The sequence below is a fragment of the Allorhizobium ampelinum S4 genome (assembly GCF_000016285.1).
Taxonomy (GTDB): domain Bacteria; phylum Pseudomonadota; class Alphaproteobacteria; order Rhizobiales; family Rhizobiaceae; genus Allorhizobium; species Allorhizobium ampelinum.
The window spans coordinates 840,840-859,454 of sequence record NC_011989.1; the positions used below are offsets into that span (position 1 = coordinate 840,840).

Annotated in this window: 17 protein-coding genes; 5 read left to right on the top strand and 12 right to left on the bottom strand. The window is 58.8% G+C overall.

Annotated features, from left to right (window positions below; genetic code table 11):
- Position 1: 1 nt before the first annotated feature.
- Both AVI_RS03960 and AVI_RS03965 read right to left on the bottom strand, forming a co-directional pair.
- Positions 2 to 1,258 carry a class I SAM-dependent RNA methyltransferase gene (locus AVI_RS03960; RefSeq protein WP_015915124.1) on the bottom strand — a complete coding sequence of 419 codons (1,257 nt, stop codon included), beginning with the start codon at positions 1,256 to 1,258 and terminating at the stop codon, positions 2 to 4.
- Positions 1,255 to 2,046, bottom strand: coding sequence for a TlyA family RNA methyltransferase (locus tag AVI_RS03965; protein ID WP_015915125.1), 792 nt, complete (start codon positions 2,044 to 2,046; stop codon positions 1,255 to 1,257). Before AVI_RS03965 ends, AVI_RS03960 begins: the two co-directional genes overlap by 4 nt.
- Positions 2,047 to 2,542: 496 nt before the next feature.
- Here AVI_RS03965 and AVI_RS03975 point away from each other — a divergent pair, with 496 nt between their 5' ends.
- Together AVI_RS03975 and AVI_RS03980 are read left to right on the top strand one after the other, a co-directional pair.
- Positions 2,543 to 4,492, top strand: coding sequence for a methyl-accepting chemotaxis protein (locus AVI_RS03975; RefSeq protein WP_015915127.1), 1,950 nt, complete (start codon positions 2,543 to 2,545; stop codon positions 4,490 to 4,492).
- A 1,285-nt stretch (positions 4,493 to 5,777) separates the two neighbouring features.
- Complete coding sequence (locus tag AVI_RS03980; protein ID WP_015915128.1) at positions 5,778 to 7,721, top strand: methyl-accepting chemotaxis protein; 1,944 nt, start codon at positions 5,778 to 5,780, stop codon at positions 7,719 to 7,721.
- A 124-nt stretch (positions 7,722 to 7,845) separates the two neighbouring features.
- Here AVI_RS03980 and dxs read toward each other — a convergent pair whose 3' ends face one another.
- The 3 genes from dxs to AVI_RS03995 all read right to left on the bottom strand — a co-directional run bounded on the left by dxs (position 7,846) and on the right by AVI_RS03995 (position 11,247).
- On the bottom strand, positions 7,846 to 9,765 hold the full coding sequence (dxs, locus tag AVI_RS03985; RefSeq protein ID WP_015915129.1) for a 1-deoxy-D-xylulose-5-phosphate synthase: 1,920 nt from the start codon (positions 9,763 to 9,765) through the stop codon (positions 7,846 to 7,848).
- A 292-nt stretch (positions 9,766 to 10,057) separates the two neighbouring features.
- Positions 10,058 to 10,309: an exodeoxyribonuclease VII small subunit gene (locus AVI_RS03990; protein ID WP_015915130.1), complete on the bottom strand. Its 252-nt coding sequence runs from the start codon at positions 10,307 to 10,309 to the stop codon at positions 10,058 to 10,060.
- 2 nt (positions 10,310 to 10,311) lie between these two features.
- Positions 10,312 to 11,247: a histone deacetylase family protein gene (locus AVI_RS03995; RefSeq protein WP_015915131.1), complete on the bottom strand. Its 936-nt coding sequence runs from the start codon at positions 11,245 to 11,247 to the stop codon at positions 10,312 to 10,314.
- A gap of 83 nt (positions 11,248 to 11,330) precedes the next feature.
- Here AVI_RS03995 and AVI_RS04000 point away from each other — a divergent pair, with 83 nt between their 5' ends.
- Positions 11,331 to 11,732: an acyl-CoA thioesterase gene (locus tag AVI_RS04000; protein ID WP_015915132.1), complete on the top strand. Its 402-nt coding sequence runs from the start codon at positions 11,331 to 11,333 to the stop codon at positions 11,730 to 11,732.
- Positions 11,733 to 11,734: 2 nt separating this feature from the next.
- On the opposite strand, the gene AVI_RS04005 is transcribed toward AVI_RS04000, so the two are convergent.
- The 4 genes from AVI_RS04005 to AVI_RS04020 are packed head-to-tail and all read right to left on the bottom strand — an operon-like array spanning position 11,735 to position 14,538.
- On the bottom strand, positions 11,735 to 12,610 hold the full coding sequence (locus tag AVI_RS04005; RefSeq protein ID WP_015915133.1) for an aminoglycoside phosphotransferase family protein: 876 nt from the start codon (positions 12,608 to 12,610) through the stop codon (positions 11,735 to 11,737).
- Between the two features lie 56 nt (positions 12,611 to 12,666).
- A complete protein-coding gene (locus AVI_RS04010; RefSeq protein ID WP_015915134.1) occupies positions 12,667 to 13,230 on the bottom strand; it encodes a biotin transporter BioY in 564 nt (187 codons plus the stop codon).
- 13 nt (positions 13,231 to 13,243) lie between these two features.
- Positions 13,244 to 13,864 (bottom strand): energy-coupling factor transporter transmembrane component T family protein, encoded by a 621-nt coding sequence (locus AVI_RS04015; protein ID WP_015915135.1) that lies wholly within the window; start codon positions 13,862 to 13,864, stop codon positions 13,244 to 13,246.
- Positions 13,858 to 14,538: an energy-coupling factor ABC transporter ATP-binding protein gene (locus tag AVI_RS04020; protein WP_015915136.1), complete on the bottom strand. Its 681-nt coding sequence runs from the start codon at positions 14,536 to 14,538 to the stop codon at positions 13,858 to 13,860. The genes AVI_RS04015 and AVI_RS04020 overlap by 7 nt, the downstream gene beginning before the upstream one ends.
- A 136-nt stretch (positions 14,539 to 14,674) precedes the next feature.
- On the opposite strand from AVI_RS04020, the gene speB reads away from it, so the two are divergent.
- On the top strand, positions 14,675 to 15,631 hold the full coding sequence (gene speB / locus AVI_RS04025; RefSeq protein WP_015915137.1) for an agmatinase: 957 nt from the start codon (positions 14,675 to 14,677) through the stop codon (positions 15,629 to 15,631).
- Positions 15,632 to 15,691: 60 nt separating this feature from the next.
- Positions 15,692 to 16,885, top strand: coding sequence for a winged helix-turn-helix domain-containing protein (locus AVI_RS04030; RefSeq protein ID WP_015915138.1), 1,194 nt, complete (start codon positions 15,692 to 15,694; stop codon positions 16,883 to 16,885).
- Here AVI_RS04030 and AVI_RS04035 read toward each other — a convergent pair.
- The 3 genes from AVI_RS04035 to AVI_RS04045 all read right to left on the bottom strand — a co-directional run bounded on the left by AVI_RS04035 (position 16,875) and on the right by AVI_RS04045 (position 18,558).
- Positions 16,875 to 17,333: a cupin domain-containing protein gene (locus AVI_RS04035; RefSeq protein WP_015915139.1), complete on the bottom strand. Its 459-nt coding sequence runs from the start codon at positions 17,331 to 17,333 to the stop codon at positions 16,875 to 16,877. The two genes, AVI_RS04030 and AVI_RS04035, sit on opposite strands and share 11 nt — an antisense overlap.
- A gap of 102 nt (positions 17,334 to 17,435) precedes the next feature.
- On the bottom strand, positions 17,436 to 17,741 hold the full coding sequence (locus AVI_RS04040; RefSeq protein ID WP_015915140.1) for a hypothetical protein: 306 nt from the start codon (positions 17,739 to 17,741) through the stop codon (positions 17,436 to 17,438).
- Positions 17,742 to 17,979: 238 nt separating this feature from the next.
- Positions 17,980 to 18,558, bottom strand: coding sequence for a nucleoside 2-deoxyribosyltransferase (locus tag AVI_RS04045; protein ID WP_015915141.1), 579 nt, complete (start codon positions 18,556 to 18,558; stop codon positions 17,980 to 17,982).
- Positions 18,559 to 18,615 lie beyond the last annotated feature (57 nt).

The following is an 18,615-nucleotide window of genomic DNA, read 5'->3' on the forward strand; positions in this document are numbered from 1 at the left end:
CTCAGCCCTTGGTGAGCGCCACCACCACCTCGACATGCGGCGACCAGAGGAATTGGTCGATGGGTGTGACGGCGGTAATGCGGTAGCCGCCGGCCATCAGGATCGACAGGTCGCGTGCCAGCGTCAAAGCATTGCAGCTGACGGCAACGATGGTTTTCACCTGTGAGCGGGCGAGTTCCGCGCACTGTTCCTCGGCTCCGGCCCGTGGCGGATCGAAGACCACGGCGTCCAGCCCCTTCAGTTCCGAAACCATCAGCGGACGGCGGAACAGGTCGCGCTTTTCGGCCTTGATCGGCTTTAAGCCCTTGGTGTTGCGGGCCGCCAGATCCAGCGCCTTCACCGCCTTTTCATCGGATTCGACGGCGAGAACCTGGGCCTGGCGGGCCAATCTCAGGGTAAACGTGCCGATCCCGCAAAACAGATCCGCTACCCGCTTGGCCTTGCCGACATGGTCGAGGACCAAGGCTGTCATGGCCTCTTCGGCCTGGCGGGTTGCCTGGGTAAAGGTGCCGGGCGGCATGGCGACCAGCGCTCCGCCGAAATCCAGCATCGGTTTATGCGGCTCAATGACGATTTCGCCATTGACGGAAACGCGGGCCACGCCGCGCATCTTCAACACCACTTCGGTGATCGCCCGACGCTCACGGTCCGGCAGGCCACCCCGCACACCGTCAAGCGAGACGTCCAGTCCGGTGGTGGTTTCCGTCACCGTCATGCGGAAATGATCCGATCCGGTGGCAATCGCCGCTCCAATGGCGCGCAGGTCATCCAGCCGGGCGAGAATGCCCGCGGATGTGACGGGACATTCCTCCAGCTCGACAATATGGCGGGATGCGGCTTGGTTGAAGCCGATCAACAGGCCCTTTTCGCGCTTGCGGGCCGTGAACACTAGCCGCCGCCGTTCGCCGGGAAAGGCCTCGACCAAAGGGTTTACTTCGGTCTCGATGCCCTTGGATTTCAGCGCCGCGATCAGCGTCGAGCGCTTGAATTCATTATAGGCGGATTTTTCCATATGCTGGAGCGAACAGCCACCGCAGGTGCCGCCGGCCCCGTCAGGGCCGAAATGCCGACAGACCGGTTCGATCCGCTCCGGCGAGGCCGAGGCAATCGACATGATCGTGCCCTGGTCCTTGACGCGGGCGACCGCCACCCGCTCGCCGGGCAGGGAAAACGGCACATAAACCGGGCCTTCCGCGCCATTGGCAATGCCATCGCCCTGGGCGCCGAGGCTGTTGATCGTCAATGTCTCGGTGCTCATTCTGCATCCTCAGGCTGTTCTTCCGGCTTTCGCCCTGCCAGCAGGAATTCCACATTGCCATCGCCACCGGCAATCGGCGAAGGGATCAGGCCAAGGCTTGTCCAGCCCATGTCTTCGCTTAACCAACGTTCCAGCTCGGCAGCCACCAGCGGCGCGGTTTCCGGTTCCTTGAGGAGGCCTGCCTTGCTGATGGCCTCGCGACCCGCCTCAAATTGCGGCTTGACCAGCAGCAGGCAATGGCTGCCCGGCTCGGCCATTTCGAGAGCAGGCACCAGGGCCAGTTTCAGCGAAATGAAGGAGACGTCAGAGACCAGGAAGGTAAACTCTTGATTGCCAATATCCTCCGGCTCCAGATAGCGCGCATTCAGCCCTTCGATATTGGTAGTGCGGGGATCGCTTTCCAACCGGGGATGAAACTGTTCATGGCCGACATCAATGGCAACCACATGCGCTGCGCCGCGATGCAGCAGCACTTCGGTAAAGCCGCCGGTGGACGCACCGACATCGAGACAGATATGGCCGGAAGGGTCGAGCTTGAAGTGATCGAGACCAGCCACTAGCTTCAGCGCGGCGCGCGACACGTAATCCTGGGCCGGATCGTCGATTTCGATCGTCACATCAGGGGAGAAGGTCAAGCTTGGCTTTGTCACGGTGCGGCCATTCACCTTGACGCCACCACGCTGCACGGCGTCGCGGGCGCGCGAGCGGCTGGCGAACAGATTGAGAGCAACCAGCAACTGGTCGAGACGTTGGGGTTCCAACGATTGGGGGCTTGGCGATTGGGTCATACCCCCGTCAATGCCGGTTTATGCTGCGACTTGCAAGCCTCTTGCCCTTGTCAGGCTAGGTCGTAGGATCGCCGCCATCGCTTTGCGCGTCCCATAAGAGGAAAACTGCGGCAATTGGGCAAGGCTCGAACAGGGGCAGGAGGCTCACTCTCATACTTTCGGACAGGTGGTTTTGACACTCGTCAAATCTACACAGGCCCTCGGTTCGGAATTTGTGGTCAAATGTGTACATGTGCTTATTCACGGTACAGCTGTAACACTTTTTTAGACCCACTGCGGCAATACTCGCCTCGAATGAAAGCCAGGGATGGTCTCCGGGGTCTGAAAAGGTCTTGGCAAGGACGACGCCGAATAGCCGGATCGTGACATCCACGCCTGATGGGTTTGGATCGCTTTTTCGCGGCTTTGTGACGTTTCCTACCTGAGTATCGGGCTTTCATATGGCGCGTGGCAATCGCTGCCGCCCAAATGCAGTGAGAATAGGAAGCAGGCCCCCATGTCTTTTCAGGATTTGTCCCTCAGCAAAAAACTCTACCTGACCTTCGTCGCGATCATGGCGGGGTGCTTCATTGCTTCTGCTGTCGTTTTTCTCCAGGGTCGGCAGGTCAAGGCGGCGCTTGAGGAACATGCTCAGATCGAACAGGTCGGTTATGCGCTGGATTTGACGCTCCAGGCGATGCTGGAAGAGGCGGTCAATCAACGGGGCTATCTGCTATTGGGGTCCGACAGCACCTATAAGGCCGTCTTCGACAGCCGCGACAAAATGTTGAAATCCCTGGACGATGCCCGCACTGCCGCTGCCGGTCATCAGGCCGTTCAGTCCATGCTGGACGATATCAAGACGGCGGCCGACAGATTTCACACGCAATTGGTCTTGCCGCAACTGGAAGCCCGCAAGAGCGGGAAGACGGTGGAAGAGATCACCCGTGTCTATGCGTCGAAAGGCGAGTTGGATGCGTTCCGCGATGCTGCCGCCAAGGCAAAGACCGTTGTGGTGGCAATGGGCAACGAGCAAAGGGGAATCCAGCGCGATGCGCAGTCGCGTCTTGAACTGGCGCTGCTGGCCGGTTGCGCGCTGGCCGGTGGCTTGGCTGTCTTGCTGATCTGGCTTCTGGCGCGCTCTATCGTCAACCCGATCACCGGTATGACTGTCGCGATGAGCAAACTGGCGTCCGGCGATCACGGGGTCGATGTCCCCGCCATCAACCGGGGCGATGAAGTGGGCCGGATGGCAAAGGCCGTTTTGGTCTTCAAGGATGCGGCGATTGAAAAACTGCGCCTGACCCAGGAAACCGATAGCATGCGCCGCCGCTCTGAGGATGAGCAGCAGGCCGCCCAGGCCCAGAAGCAACAGGAAGCCGACGAGATTTCGTTTGTCGTCGTGCAATTGGCGGAAGGGCTTGCGGCGCTCGCCAATGGCAATGTTGCTCACCGCCTCACGGTACCCTTTGTCGAGCGGCTGGATGGGCTACGGGTGAATTTCAACGAATCCCTTTCCAAGCTCCAGGCGGCCTTGAAGACGGTGGGTGCCAATGCCCAGGCGATCAATGCCGGGGCGGCGGAAATTCGCGCCTCGGCGGACGATCTGGCCAAGCGGACCGAGCAGCAGGCGGCCTCGGTGGAAGAGACCGCAGCCGCCCTTGAACAGGTTACGCGCACGGTGAAAGACAGCGCACGGCGCGCCGAAGATGTCGGCCAGCTGGTGGCCACCACCCGCACCGGCGCTGAACGCTCCGGCCAGGTGGTGAGAAACGCCGTGGCTGCCATGACCGAGATCGAGAAATCCTCCGGCGAAATCGGCAATATCATCGGTGTCATCGAGGATATTGCCTTCCAGACCAATCTTCTGGCGCTCAATGCCGGCGTGGAAGCGGCCCGTGCTGGCGAGGCAGGCAAGGGATTTGCCGTGGTAGCACAGGAAGTGCGGGCCTTGGCCGAGCGCTCTGCCAAGGCCGCCAAGGAAATCAAGGTTTTGATTAGCGCATCCTCCGCCCAGGTTGGGGCTGGCGTGTCGCTGGTCGGAGAGACCGGTCGCGAACTGGAGCAGATCGTCACCGCCGTCCAGCACATCAGCGAAAATGTCGCGGCCATCGTCACCGCCTCGCGGGAGCAATCGACGGGTCTCTCGGAGATCAACGTGGCTGTCACCGACATGGACAAGGGCACACAGCAAAACGCCGCCATGGTGGAAGAACAGACCGCAGCCAGCCATACGCTCGCCACGGAGGCCGATGCACTGATGGATCTGTTGCGCCAGTTCAAGCTGGAGGATGGCCCGGGGGTGGCCCAATATACCGCCTCGGCGGGTCCGGCTCATCCTGTCTCCAGCGCTGCATCGCAGCGTCCGGTTTCCTCTCCGGCTCGCTCGCTTGTTTCCAAGCTCGGCAAGGCCTTTGGGGGCGGCACAGCGGCAGCCGCCGTCAAACAGGAATGGTCGGAATTCTAGAATTTGTCTTACAGTCCGTTCAACAATCGCCGCTGACGGGCTGCAAAAGGCAATTTCTGCGCTTGCCTGCTTGATTCGCATTTCCAAACGGAAAACCGCTTCGCACTTTTCCTGGAATGCTTGTACTCACGTACGTTAAGTACGCTCCGCTCCGGTTCTCGAAATCACCATTTTCGCCACGCCAACAGCAATTCTTGAACAGACTGTTAGGAAAAATGGGGCCTACGTTTCCCGAAGAGACAAACTGAACCCAAAAGATAGAGGATGACGAGTTCAACCTCCTCGCTACTTTTATACGAAGAGTCATTGAAGATGACTCTTCGTATTCCTTTTGCAAATATCTCAAGCGGTGCAAGCATTTGAGATGTTTGCAATGCGTTCAAGGCGAGGATGCGTCAGCATGTCAGCGCCTTGATATGAGAAGGTGGAGGGGAAGTCCGAAACGCTGAGGGTCTTTCTCCTTTCAGCTCGGTTCAACGCAGCGTTGAGCGGCGCAGCCAATGCGGTCGAGCCACCGCAATTGCCACCGAGAAAATCACCAGAACTAAAGGTTTGAAATCTTCGCTATCATTTTACAGTCGGGAGTTGAGGGCGAAGGGGAAAGCGCTTTTCCCTGGCTTCGACGATGAAAAGCCTTTGCCTGTCGTCCAGGAGTGTAAGCATTTTTCACATCGATACTTGTAACACGCATCTTTTGAGAGGCGTCAATTTCGCAGAGATAGGATCACTCTCTTATTTGCCAGAGTGTTTTTAAAATGATTACAATAATTTACTGGTCAAAAATGCAAATTATAAGTGGCTTAATATACATCGACACGCACATCATAAAATTGATTTTTGTCAAAAATTCAGCATAAAGCGAAAGCAACTAAATGAGCATAAAGAAATATTCAGGCAGGAATAATATTCTATGTTTCAACTTGGAGATGTTGAAAATATGTTTCATGTATAAGAAATGCGGCATATCTAAAAATTAAAACAAAAACCATTATTCGCGCCTAGGTAGATTTTATACTAGGTCTTTTCACATGTATTTTCTTCAATGTTTAAAGGTTGTGCTTCGTGAGGAGGCGAATGTATTTATATTATTATAGATTTTTTAATGCATATACAATAAAACAAAAAACCGAGTGACGAGTTGCAATCAGGGGAGAGGGATTCCCAAGATTGTGTTTATCCCGGCATGATGCTGGACTGTCGCCGAATTAATCATGTTTTGAGATAGCAACGGCTCGCCTCTTGAAAGAATTCATCTCTTCAAGTTCGCGAATGAGGGAACTGGACGATGAAAATTCTGGATAATATACGGATCGTAGCAAAAATTGGACTGACATTTGCAATCTTGCTTGCTGTTAGTCTTGTTGTGAATGCGGTCAGCTGGCGTTCGCTCTCCAATCAGGAGCAATCGTCTGGATGGACTGAGCACACTTATCAAGTGCTGCAAAAAATGGATGCCATTGTCGCGTCCATGGTCAATCAGGAAACCGGCATTCGCGCTTATCTTCTGTCGGAAGCTGATGAGAAATTTCTCGATCCGCAAAAGGCTGGCTTAAAGAATTATACTGATGCCTATGCAGCTGTTCGCAGCCTGACATCTGACAATCAGGTCCAGCAGAAGCGTCTCGCCGATCTCGATGCCATGGTTCAGGATTGGCAGACGAAAGTCGTTGCCAAGGAGCTTGCCCTGGCGAAAGACCCGGCGACCCGCGATCAGGGCCGCCAGTTGGAGATTTCCGGTGCGGGCAAGACCTATATGGATGGCATTCGCGCCAAGGCCAAGGAAATTGCCGATGAGGAAAGCGCGCTTCTCAGCGTGCGCCAGAAAGCTGCTGACGCCGCCGCCTATGATGCCCGCCGCAATATTCTGCTGGGCAGCGGTACGCTTGTCTTGCTGATCGGTTTGTCGCTTCTTCTCCTCAACAAGGGCATGATTGCGCCGCTGACCCGGATCACGGCGTCAATGCGCAGCCTTGCAACTGGTGAAACGGCAATCGACATCCCCGGCATTGGCCGCCGCGACGAAGTCGGTCATATGGCCGATGCGGTTGAAGTGTTCCGCAAGAACGCCATTGCCAATCGCGAGTTGGAAGAGCAGGCAACGGTCAACCGCCAGCAAACGGCACAGACCCAGGCTGCCCATCAACAGCGCGCTGAGCAGGAAGCGGCCAATCTGCGATTTGCAACGCAGACCCTTGGCGAGGGCTTGAAGCGCCTGGCGCAGGGCGACGTATCCTTCCAGCTCAACGATGCTTTCGCCGCTGAATATGAATCGCTGCGCCAGGATTTCAACGCCTCGCTGGAACAGCTTGGAACAACGCTCGGCTCCGTCCTCCAGACCGTCGAAGGCATGGAAAACGGCACCCGTGAAATTGCCGATGGCACGAATGATTTGTCCAAGCGGACCGAGCAGCAGGCAGCAGCCCTGGAAGAAACGGCGGCGGCGCTCGACCAGATCACCGTCAATGTGACCAATTCCTCGCAGCGCACGGAAGAAGCCCGCTCTGTGGCGATTACCGCTAACCAGAACGCCGTGCGGTCGTCGGAAGTCGTCAATCAGGCCGAAAACGCCATGAAGCGGATCGAGGAAAGCTCGCAGCAGATTTCCAACATCATCGGCGTGATCGATGAAATCGCCTTCCAGACCAATCTTCTGGCACTGAATGCCGGTGTCGAAGCAGCGCGCGCCGGTGAAGCCGGTAAGGGCTTTGCGGTTGTCGCCCAGGAAGTGCGTGAACTGGCGCAACGGTCTGCCCAGGCTGCCAAGGAAATCAAGGGTCTGATCCAGAACTCCTCTTTGGAAGTCGATAGCGGCGTCAAGCTGGTGCGGGAAACCGGTGTTGCCCTGAAGTCGATCGGCGATCACGTGGTCCAGATCAACCAGTTGATGGAGGCAATCGCCACATCGGCACGGGAACAGTCCACCGGTCTTGCCGAAGTCAATTCGGCGGTCAACCAGATGGACCAGACGACGCAGCAGAATGCCGCCATGGTCGAGCAATCGACCGCCGCTGCTGCAGCTCTTGCCACCGAAGCCAACCGTCTGAAGACGCTTGTCAGCCAGTTCCAGCTTGCGGGCCGGAGGTCATCATTTGCCGGACATCCGGCAGTTGCCAGCGCATCGCAGCGTCCAATTGCCTCACCCGCCCGTGCGCTGGCCTCCAAGATCGGCAAGGCCTTCGGCGGAGGGGCATCGTCTGCCGCCGTCAAACAGGAATGGTCGGAATTCTGATCGAACTGTCCACCATATCTGGTGGGAGTATGACAACAAAACGCCGCTGGCTTTCTGGCCAGCGGCGTTTTGCTGTTTCAGGCTGTCTGGTTTGTCGTCCGCTGAAGGGCCGCCGAGCCTCTCTTTACGCCAAGCTGTCTTGGGCCAAAGCATCGCGCGACAGCGCTGTGAACACCGTTGAAACAATGCCCTTGGCGTCGAGGCCTGCCTTTTCATACATGACGTCAGGCTTGGCCTGATCCATCCACAGATCCGGCAGAACCAGGCTCCGGACTTTGAGGCCGTGGTCGAGCAGGCCCTCATTGGCCAGCATATGCAGGACCTGAGATCCGAAACCGCCGACCGCACCTTCCTCGACCGTGATCAGCACGGCATGGTGGCGGGCAAGCTGGCGGATCAGGTCGAGATCGAGCGGCTTGGCAAACCGGGCATCGGCAACCGTGGTCGGCAGGCCGGCGGCATCGAGATCTTCTGCCGCGACAAGACATTCAGCCAGCCGCGTCCCGAAGGACAGCAGCGCCACTTTCGAGCCTTCCTTGATGATCCGGCCCTTGCCGATTGGCAAAATCTCGCCGCGCTCCGGCATCTGCACGCCAACGCCTTCGCCGCGTGGATAGCGGAAGGAAATCGGACCCTCATCATAGGCGGCGGCGGTGCGCACCATATGCTTCAGTTCGGCTTCATCAGCCGCCGCCATCACCACGAAACCGGGCAGGCTGGCGAGAAAGCCGGTATCGAACGATCCGGCATGGGTTGGCCCATCGGCACCGACGAAACCGGCGCGGTCGATGGGAAAACGCACGGGCAAGCCTTGGATGGCGACGTCATGCACGACCTGATCGTAGCCGCGTTGCAGGAAGGTCGAATAGAGCGCGCAGAACGGCTTGTAGCCCTCGGCGGCAAGGCCAGCGGCAAAGGTCACGGCATGCTGTTCGGCAATGCCGACATCGAAGGTCCGTTCCGGGAACAGGTTTTGTAGCTTATCAAGCCCGGTGCCTGATGGCATGGCGGCGGTAATGCCGACGATCTTGTCGTCAAGGCGGGCTTCTTCCACCAGCGCGTCGGCAAACACGGCGGTATAGCTCGGCGCATTCGGCTTGGCCTTGGCCTGGGTACCGGTGATGACATCGAAGGTGTTGACGCCGTGGTATTTGTCGGCGGCGGCCTCGGCGGGCGCATAACCCTTGCCCTTCTGGGTCACCACATGGATCAGCACCGGCCCCTTGGCGTTGTCGCGCACATTGCGCAGCACCGGCAGGAGATGATCAAAGGAATGGCCGTCAATCGGGCCGATATGGTAAAAGCCCATTTCCTCAAACATCGTGCCGCCGGTTACATAGCCACGCGCATGTTCGACGGCGCGGGTGATGGCCCGGTCGATATTCTTGCCGAGATAGGCGGTCAGTTTTTTGCCGATCTCGCGCATACCCATATAGGTGCGCCCGGAGGCAAGCCGCGCCAGATAGGCGCTCATCGCGCCGGTTGGTGGGGCAATCGACATGTCATTGTCGTTGAGAATGACGATCAGCCGCGCGTCCAGCGCGCCGGCGTTGTTCAGAGCCTCAAATGCCATGCCCGCCGACATCGCCCCGTCGCCGATCACAGCGATGACCTTGCGGTCGGTCTGGCCAAGCTCGGCTGCCACGGCCATGCCAAGGCCTGCCGAAATGGACGTGGAGGAATGGGCTGCGCCGAACGGATCGTATTCGCTCTCAGCCCGTTTGGTGAAGCCCGAAAGCCCATGTTCCTGGCGCAGCGTGCGGATGCGCTCTCGCCGCCCGGTCAGGATCTTGTGCGGATAGCATTGGTGTCCGACATCAAAGATCAGCCGGTCTTCCGGGGTGTTGAAAACCTTGTGGATGGCGAGCGTCAGTTCCACCACGCCAAGCCCGGCGCCCAGATGTCCGCCCGTCACCGACACGGCATCGATCATCTCGTCGCGCAGTTCACGCGCCACTTGGGGCATGTCCTTATCTTCGATCTTGCGAAGGTCGGACGGAAACACGACCTGATCCAGCAACGGCGTGTTTGGCTTCGATGTCACAGGCTCCAGCCTCTTTTTCTCATCACTCGGTCTATCGGCTGCACAAGTTTCCTCCCGAATGCATTGCACGGCCTGAATGGTCCATGAATGGGGAAATCATACAGTATTCAATGTCATTTGCCCGCGACCCCTGTTTGTTTCCCAGGCGCAGTGCGCCGCTGTCAATCAGGACGTTCAGGTCAATGATAGGGCAGATCCAGTAAAACTGCCCTGTTGATGCATATAGGACTTAAATGCCCCTCGGCAAAGGGACAAACGCATCTTCCTTGCTGTGGGCGTGCCAGGATCAGGCCTAGTCCTTGTCCAGCGGCTCGGCACCAACAGGTTTGCCAGCCCGGTCCAGCCGGATTTTCTCGATGCGGTTTTCGGCTGCCGACAACAGTGCCTCGCAGTGTTTCTTTAGCAACTCGCCGCGCTCGTAAATCGAGATGGATTCGTCGAGCGCCACATCGCCGCGCTCCAGCCGGGCCACGATGCTTTCCAGCTCGGCCACGGCCTTTTCAAAGGAATAAGCGGCAATATCGGTGGCGGCAACGTCGGTCATACTCAACCCTTCATCAATCTCGAAATATGCATGCCAGCCGACTCGGCCAGACCTTCCAGATCATAGCCGCCTTCCAGCAGGCTGACGACCCGGTTTTTGGCAAAGCGGTCGGCCACTTCCATCAGCCGCCCGGTTGCCCAGTCAAAATCCTCACCGACCAGATTGATCTGTGCCAGCGGGTCGCGGTGATGGGCATCAAACCCGGCGGAAATCAGGATGAGATCCGGGGAAAAATCATTGAGCGCCGTCAGCACCCGCGATTTGAACGCCTCGCGGAAATGGTCCGAGCCGCTATTGGCCGACAGCGGCGCATTGACGATGGTGTTGTGCGGCCCGACCTCATCCTTCTTGCCGGTCCAGGGATAAAGCGGCATCTGGTGGGTGGAACAGAACAGCACGGATGGATCGTCCCAGAAAATATCCTGGGTGCCGTTGCCGTGATGCACATCCCAATCGACGATGGCGACCCGCTCGACGCCATAGACCTGCTGGGCATGGCGGGCAGCGATGGCGATGGTATTGAACAGGCAAAAGCCCATCGCCTTGGTTTTTTCCGCATGATGGCCGGGCGGACGGCCCGCCACGAACACATTGTCGGCAGCACCGGTCATCACGTCGTCCACGGCGGCCATCGCCCCACCGATGGCGGTCAGGGCGCATTGCAGGCTTTTCTGCGAGGCATAGGTATCGGCCTCCAGCTGGTTGATCCGGTCGTCCTCCTCCGGCACCTGCCGCATGACAGCGATGAAATGCTCTTCCGGATGGGCCAGCATGACAGCATCCTCATTGGCCTGCTGCGCCTGATGGCGCTCCAGGGCGGAAAAATTCGGATGCTCCAGGGCGATATTCAGCGAGCGCAGCCGGTCGGCCCGTTCAGGATGGCCTTCTGGCGTGTTGTGTTCCAGAAAGATCGGGTTCTCATAGAGCCGGGTTGTCATGACGCATCCTCCTGCCGCGCCAAACTTGCGCGACCAATCTCTTTTCCATTACATGAGCGATCACGGCATGGAGGGCAAGGGCAATGGCGAAAAGAGAACGGCTTGATGTAACCGAAACGCTGATCGGCCTGCGCGATGTCGGCATCAGCGGACGGCTGAACAACAGCGCGCTGCTGGCGCTGTGCGAAGAAGCGCTCCACCGCTTCTGGCAGGCCCGGCCCGCAGAAGAGCAGGAGCCGGACTTTCGCGCCACCAAATTCGAGGCGCGTCTTTATGAAGCCCTGGGACCGGGCGACGCGCTGCGCTTCACCGTGCAGGTGGACAAGATCGGCGGCAAATCCGTCGGCTTCGCCATTGCGGTCGAAAGCGGCAAAACCCGCGCTGCCGATGTTGAGATCACTTGGACGGCTGTGAACAAGGACAGTGCCGAACCGGTGGCGCTATCTGAAGCGCTCAGGGATTGGCTGTATCAGTGGCTGCCGTGAAATTATCTGAGGATACGGTCGAGTATGGTTCGGGTTTCCGCTGCTTCAGGTTCGCTGGCGTCTCCCTGCTTTTGCAGGGTAATCAGCGTCTTCCATAGCGCCCAGCCACGCGCCCGGTCCCATGTCGCTTCATCATGGACAACGGTTGCGCGAAACACTGTAGCGGTTACGGCATCCATGAAGGTCCAGGCGATAGCGAGGTCGCAGGCCGGATCACCCGTGCCGCAGCCGCCGAAATCAATCACGGCGGAGAGGCGTCCGTGTTTGAACAGCAGGTTTCCCGGAGCGACGTCGCCGTGCAGCCAGACCGGCGGTTTCTGCCAAAGGCTGGCAAGCGCACGGTCCCATAGTGCGGTCGCGCCGTCAGTATCAATGCTGGTGCCGAGTTTGAGTATGGCCGTGCGGGTTTCATCGTCATAGGTTGCGAGCAAGCCGCCGCGATAGAAATTATGAGGTCCTGCTGGCGGGCCGTTGGCACCATCGAGACCGTGAAGGGTCTTTAGGAAATCACCGAGATCGGCCGCAAATCGCCCGCTGTCGACGACCTTCGCCGACAAGGCCGTCTCACCGTCGATCCATCGATAAATGCCCCAGGCGAAAGGATAGTCATGGTCCGCACAGCCCATTCCAACCGGTTCGGTAATGGGAAGCGGCAGATGTGGCGCAAGCATCGGTAAAAAGCGTTGCTCCTTTTCCACCTGCTGTTCATAGCGTTGCGCGCTCGGCATGCGGATGATCATCTCAGAGCCAAGGCGGAAACTGCGATTGTTCCAGCCGCCCGGCACGACAGGTTCGATGGGCAGCGATGAAAATTGCGGAAACTGGTCAGCGATCAGGCGCTGCACCAGCTCCACAGAGATCATCAGTCTGTCATCCATAATCGCGCCCACCGCTCTGCTTTGCGGCGGCTATACGCGGGAATGATGACAGAAATTTACGCCCGCTTCGGCAGCAGCGGATAGCCAACCATCACGGCGCGGGCGGCAAGGGCGGCGATGGCGGCCTTGATCAGGTCGCCGGGCAGGAAGGCCAGCGAGCCGATCAGCACCTTGTCGATCGGGGTTCCAGCCACAAAGCTCCACCAGGGCATGCCGCAGGCATAGACCACGCCGATGCCGCCGAGGATGCTGGCGGCAAAGAAGCCGATTGTCTGGCCGCTGGCGGTGGAGGAGGCGCGGGCAAAGCGTTCAGCGGCAAGGCCGGTGACGAAAGCGCCGATAATCCAGCCGAAAATATAGCCGCCGGTGGCGCCAAACAATGCGTTCAGGCCGCCGTGGCCGCCCGCCAGCACTGGCAGGCCCATGGCGACCAGCAGCACGACCAGCGCATAGGCTAAGGCCCCGCGCTTGGCGCCGAGAATGCAGCCGGCCAGCATGACGCCCATCGATTGGGCGGTGATCGGCACTGGAATGAAGCCGAGCGGCACGGGCGGAATAAGCCCGAGGACAACAACGATGGCAGCAAACAGCGCAATCAGAACCAGGTCTCGCGTGGTCATGGTGATCTCCTCATCAGTCTGTTCTCTTTTCGTGACGGCGAATGCCGCGAGCGTCAATGGCCTCGGCGATGGAATCGGCCTCTTTCAAGGCCAGAATAAACAGCGGCCCCAGCATCCGGTGCAGCCGCACGGGAATGCCACGCGCCTGATGCGCGGCCTTCAGCGCCTCATAGCGGTCGGCGATATCAGGCACGAAGCGCAGCGTCAGCCCCAGCGCCAGGCTGATATCGGCGGCCCGGACCAGACCCAGCCGGTCGAGCGGGGCCAGCAGCCGGTCGAGCGTCTCCATGAAGGCACCAAGCGAGGTCGTTGCGGTGATGGCGGAGGCGAGAAACAGGATGGCGAGCAGCCTCAGCGTCAGCGTTGCCGAGGTGATAAGATCCAGCGCATAGATGTTGAACAGGCCAAGCGCGGCAATGCTGATCAGCATCGGGCGGATGCGCCGCAAGGCCGCCCGCGCACCAAGCCCCAGGCTGAAATAGAGCGCGCCGGTGGCGCAGGCTGCCGAGGCCTGGAGCGGCATGGACAGGCTGAAGGCAAGGCCAAGGCCAAATACCAGCAGAATGGCCAGTTTCGCCCCAACCGGCATCCGGTGCAGCCAGCTATTGCCCTCGACATGCAGGCTGTTCACCATGCGGCGATCTCGCGGTAGCGGGCAATGGCCTCGCTGGCCGGACCATCGAAGGCAAGCTTGGCACGGTGAAACACCAGCACCCGCGAAAATCCGGCGATCAGGTCGAGATCATGGCTGATCACCAGCGCCTGTTCCTCCAGCGCCTCGATGGTGCCAGCCACCAGCGCCCGGTTTTTCAAATCGAGCTGGTTGGTCGGTTCATCGAAAATCACCAGACCGGGCCGGGTGACCAGAACAGCGGCCAGGGCCGCCAATTGCAGCTCGCCACCGGACAATTCATGCGGGCGGCGGCGCAGCAGATGGGTTATGCCGAGCCGGGCGGCAACGCTGTCCACGGCCTCGTCCAGTGCCTTGCCTTTCAGCCCACGTGCCTTTGGCCCCATGGCAATATCCTCACCGATCAGCGGCAGGATGATCTGATTGGCCGGGTTCTGGAAGATGAAGCCGGTGCGTGCCTGCACGGCCTTGGCGTCTTTTACCGTGTCCAGCCCATCCAGCGTCACATGGCCAGCACTCGGCTTGACCAACCCATTGATCAGCCGGGCAAAGGTGGATTTGCCTGATCCATTCAGGCCGATGACCCCAATCCGCTGTTCGCCGAAGGTGATGGTCAGCGGCTCCAGGGCCACATGGCCGTCGAAACTGGCGCTGGCCTGATCGAAATGGATCTGCACGATGTCGTTACCCTGCGTTGACTGCCCTGTTCTATAGCCCGCAGACCGACAAAGGCAAATCCGGGTTTTTACCATTTACAGCCGCCTTGCGATTTGATCGGATGGGCTATCCGACCCATTCCCGAAGGACCCGCCCGTGACCTCATCCTTTCATCAGCCTGTCGATGCCGCTGAAGTGCCGCGTTTTGCCGGACATGCCACCTTCATGCGTCTGCCTGCCGTGACCTCGGCGGAAGGGCTTGATATTGCGCTGATCGGCATTCCCTGGGATGGCGGCACCACCAACCGGGCCGGTGCCCGCCATGGGCCGCGCGAGGTCCGCAACCAGTCCAGCCTGATGCGCCGGGTGCATCATGTCTCAAAAATCGAGCCGTTCATCCTTGCCAATATTGCCGATGTGGGGGATGTGACCGTCAACCCCATCGACCTGATGCTGGCGCTTCAACAGATAGAAGACGGCGTGGCGGCGGTGGTTGCAGCGGGAGCCCTGCCGCTCTGCGCCGGGGGCGATCATTTGACGACACTGCCGGTGCTACGGGCGGTGGCGAAATCTCAGCCAGTCGGGCTCATTCATTTCGATGCCCATTCCGATACCAATGACAGCTATTTCGGCGGCCAGCGCTTTACCCACGGCACGCCCTTTCGCCGCGCCATTGAGGAGGGCCTGCTCGATCCGAAACGCATGGTGCAGATCGGCATTCGCAGCTCCAATTACGAAGTCGATGAACATCAATGGGCCAAGGACCAGGGCATCCGCATTATTTATATGGAGGAATTCGTCGCCCGCAGCGTGGCAGACGTGATGGCGGAAGCCCGCGCCATTGCCGGTGATGGCCCGACCTATGTCAGCTTCGATATCGACTGCATCGACCCATCGATGGCGCCTGGAACCGGCACACCGGAAATCGGCGGCTTCCTGACCCGCGAAGTGCAGGCCATGGTGCGGCTGCTGGAGGGCGTCAATATTGTCGGTGCCGATGTGGTGGAAGTCGCGCCACCCTTCGATGTCGGCGGTATGACGGCGCTGGCCGGTGCTACCATGATGTTTGAACTGCTCTGCGTTATGGCGAAAGTGGTGGCGGATCGGCGTTGAACGCACTTTTTAAGAGAAAACCATCTTGAACAAAAAGAGAACATACCCTATCGTCAGCTTATGGCGATAGGGATAGACAACAGGACGGCACGGCGGATTTTTTTGGAGCGGCAGGGGCTTTCCCGGCCACCGGGGCGAGCGTTGAACCGCCAGGGCCTGCTGGCGCTGATCACCGATCTCGGCTTTGTGCAGGTGGATAGTATCGGCACGGTGGAGCGGGCGCATCACCAGATCCTGTTTTCGCGCCATCAGACCTACCGGCGCGAAGATCTGACGGCATTGCTGGAGCAGGACCGGCTGCTGTTCGAGCATTGGACCCATGATGCCTCGATCCTGCCTTCCGCTTTTTTCCCCTATTGGAAACACCGGTTCCGGCGCGAGGAAAGCCGGATTCTGGAGCGTTGGCGCAGTTGGCGCGAGCCGGGCTTCGAGGCAGCTTTCGAGGAAACCCACCGGCGGATTACCGAGGGCGGCCCGGCCTTGTCGCGGGACATGAAGGAAGGCGACCATAAATCCGGCGGCTGGTGGAACTGGCATCCGTCGAAAACCGCGCTGGAATTTCTGTGGCGCACCGGCAAGCTATCGATTTCCGGTCGGGACAATTTTCAGAAGATCTATGACCTGACGGAGCGCTGCATTCTTCCGGACCATTTGCAGGCCGAGGTTACGCATGAAGCGTTCATCGATTGGGCCTGCCGCGAAGCGCTGATCCGGCTGGGTTTCGCCACGTCAGGTGAAATCGCCGCTTTCTGGAATCTGGTCAGCCCGCAGGAGGCAAAACTCTGGCTCGAGACCCATCGCGCCGAGCTTGAGGAGATCGAGATTGCCCCTGCCGATGGCGGAAAGCCGCGCTCTTCCTTCGCGCTGGCGGATCGGCTGGAAACACTGACCACTCCACCAGAGCCACCCGCCCGCATCCGCGTCCTCAGTCCTTTCGATCCTCTGATCCGCGATCGCGCTCGCACCGAGCGCCTGTTCGGCTTCTTCTACCGGATCGAGGTGTTCGTGCCGGAGCCGAAACGGCAATATGGCTATTACGTCTTTCCGCTGCTGGAAAGTGACCGGCTGATTGGCCGGATCGATATGAAGGCCAATCGCAAAGCTGGCACGCTGGATGTGAAACGGTTATGGTTGGAGCCGGGCATCAGGCCCTCAACCGGACGGTTGGAAAAGCTCGATCAGGAACTGGCAAGACTTGCCCGCTTTACCGGGGTGGAGACGGTGAGCTACGGGGAGGGTTGGCTCAGTCCTTGAGCGGCTTGCCAGCGCGATCCGTGAGGATCTTCACAAAATTCACCTTGGTCATCATCATGTCCTTATCGGCATAATGGACAATCTCATCGGGAGAGCGGGTGCCGACCACCAGATAGACGCAATCCGCATTGGAGCGGTTTTCCAGGCAATGGCCAAGGGGAACACCGGCCTTGAACGTCGCTGCATCGCCCGGCATCATCTCGGTGACCACGTCGCCCTCAAGCAAGGTGGCAGTCCCCGTGAGCATATAGATGAACTCGTCTTCCTGCTCATGCCAGTGTTTGTGAGACGAACGGGAGCCGGGCGGCAATGTTTCCAGGAGCGCGCCGAATTGTGTCAGGCCGCCCGCATCGCTTAAGCGCCGTGCACTGTAGGGGCCAAGTTCAGCGTTGATGCCCTCGGCGGTGCCAATATCCAAGGCGGCGTTTTCAGCTTTGATAACAGGCATGGTTTCCTCAACCGTTTATCAGTTGTTCCATACCGAGAGATAACGCAAAAAAGGGTGTGCCGCCACACACCCTTCTTTCGCATAGCCATGGCAAAGCCGTGGCTACTCCTCGTCCGTATCCATATATTCCAGATAATGCGCTTCGACCTGCTGGATCGGAGATGCTGCTTTTGCCTCGTCGATGGCCGCCGAGGCGCCGGTTTTCACACCAGCTGTTTTCTTGGTCGAATCCAGGCTCCAGAGCGCGTTGGCCAGGGAGGCAGACAATAGCGTGCTGGTGGAATTTCCACCGGCAGAGCGCGAGCGGGGCGTGGTCGCAGACTCTACGGCAACATCTTCGACGCTGGACGCGCCATGAATGTAGCGGCTCTGATACTGTGAATTGCCAAGGCTGCTGTCGATCCTCATCGCAGGCCCTTTCTGTTCGCTTCGTTAACCCTTTATTAACGAACGAAGCTTGCGCGAGGCTTGCGTCAGATCCGGTTTTTCCGAGAAATTGTGGAGCCGGTAGGCATTTGCACTAGATCTAGTTTTATCAACATTTTCTACTGAAGAAAATACGAATTTCCCCACAATTTTGTTAGAATTTGTAAAGATCAATTCGAATTATACAACTATTCGGCGCGTGAGACCTGCAAGACTTGAACTATACTACGGTGGGAAGCTTCGCCGACAGTGCCTTCAGGCAAAGCTCGAAAGCCGTCAGGTCGCTATAGAGCTGATCGGCTTGCGCCTGATGGGTAAAAATCGGCCCGCCACGGCGTTCGACCCCGCCATGCAGCATAAGATTTTCGATCATATCGAAATCCTCCAATGACAGACCATCCGGCCCGCGCTTGCGCTGATCAGGACCGAGCGTCACCTTGCCCTGATAAAATCCGGCGGTGCGGGCATAGTGATTGTCGGTGATGTTGGTATAGGCAGCGACGAGCTTGCCCTGCGCGCACATATAGCCCAGCTCGAAAGCCGTGCCGGGATCGGCGGCAATGCCACGAAATGGGGTGAGATTGGCGATCACCCCATCGGCCCGGTTCATCATATCCTCATCGACGGCACTGATTTTCAACCCGAACGCATGCAAGGTCGGGGCCGGTTCAATGGAAATATCGCCGGGGCAGATCGGCTCGAACCCATAGGCCCGTGTCATCGCCGCCTTGGCATCGAGCACTTCGCGGGCATCGGCCAGAAACACTTCGGGACCGGCGAGATAAAGCTTCAGTGACATGGATTGGGTTCCTGAAAAACTCATTTCTCCGCGCAACCTTGCTGTGCGAGACCTTAT

Excerpts from the sequence above, each read along its gene's own strand:
- AVI_RS03960 (WP_015915124.1), bottom strand. The coding sequence starts at position 1,258 with ATGAGCACCGAGACATTGACGATCAACAGCCTCGGCGCCCAGGGCGAT.
- AVI_RS03965 (WP_015915125.1), bottom strand. The coding sequence starts at position 2,046 with ATGACCCAATCGCCAAGCCCCCAATCGTTGGAACCCCAACGTCTCGAC.
- AVI_RS03975 (WP_015915127.1), top strand. The coding sequence starts at position 2,543 with ATGTCTTTTCAGGATTTGTCCCTCAGCAAAAAACTCTACCTGACCTTC.
- AVI_RS03980 (WP_015915128.1), top strand. The coding sequence starts at position 5,778 with ATGAAAATTCTGGATAATATACGGATCGTAGCAAAAATTGGACTGACA.
- AVI_RS03990 (WP_015915130.1), bottom strand. The coding sequence starts at position 10,309 with ATGACCGACGTTGCCGCCACCGATATTGCCGCTTATTCCTTTGAAAAG.
- AVI_RS03995 (WP_015915131.1), bottom strand. The coding sequence starts at position 11,247 with ATGACAACCCGGCTCTATGAGAACCCGATCTTTCTGGAACACAACACG.
- AVI_RS04000 (WP_015915132.1), top strand. The coding sequence starts at position 11,331 with ATGGCGAAAAGAGAACGGCTTGATGTAACCGAAACGCTGATCGGCCTG.
- AVI_RS04005 (WP_015915133.1), bottom strand. The coding sequence starts at position 12,610 with ATGGATGACAGACTGATGATCTCTGTGGAGCTGGTGCAGCGCCTGATC.
- AVI_RS04010 (WP_015915134.1), bottom strand. The coding sequence starts at position 13,230 with ATGACCACGCGAGACCTGGTTCTGATTGCGCTGTTTGCTGCCATCGTT.
- AVI_RS04015 (WP_015915135.1), bottom strand. The coding sequence starts at position 13,864 with ATGGTGAACAGCCTGCATGTCGAGGGCAATAGCTGGCTGCACCGGATG.
- AVI_RS04030 (WP_015915138.1), top strand. The coding sequence starts at position 15,692 with ATGGCGATAGGGATAGACAACAGGACGGCACGGCGGATTTTTTTGGAG.
- AVI_RS04035 (WP_015915139.1), bottom strand. The coding sequence starts at position 17,333 with ATGCCTGTTATCAAAGCTGAAAACGCCGCCTTGGATATTGGCACCGCC.
- AVI_RS04040 (WP_015915140.1), bottom strand. The coding sequence starts at position 17,741 with ATGAGGATCGACAGCAGCCTTGGCAATTCACAGTATCAGAGCCGCTAC.
- AVI_RS04045 (WP_015915141.1), bottom strand. The coding sequence starts at position 18,558 with ATGTCACTGAAGCTTTATCTCGCCGGTCCCGAAGTGTTTCTGGCCGAT.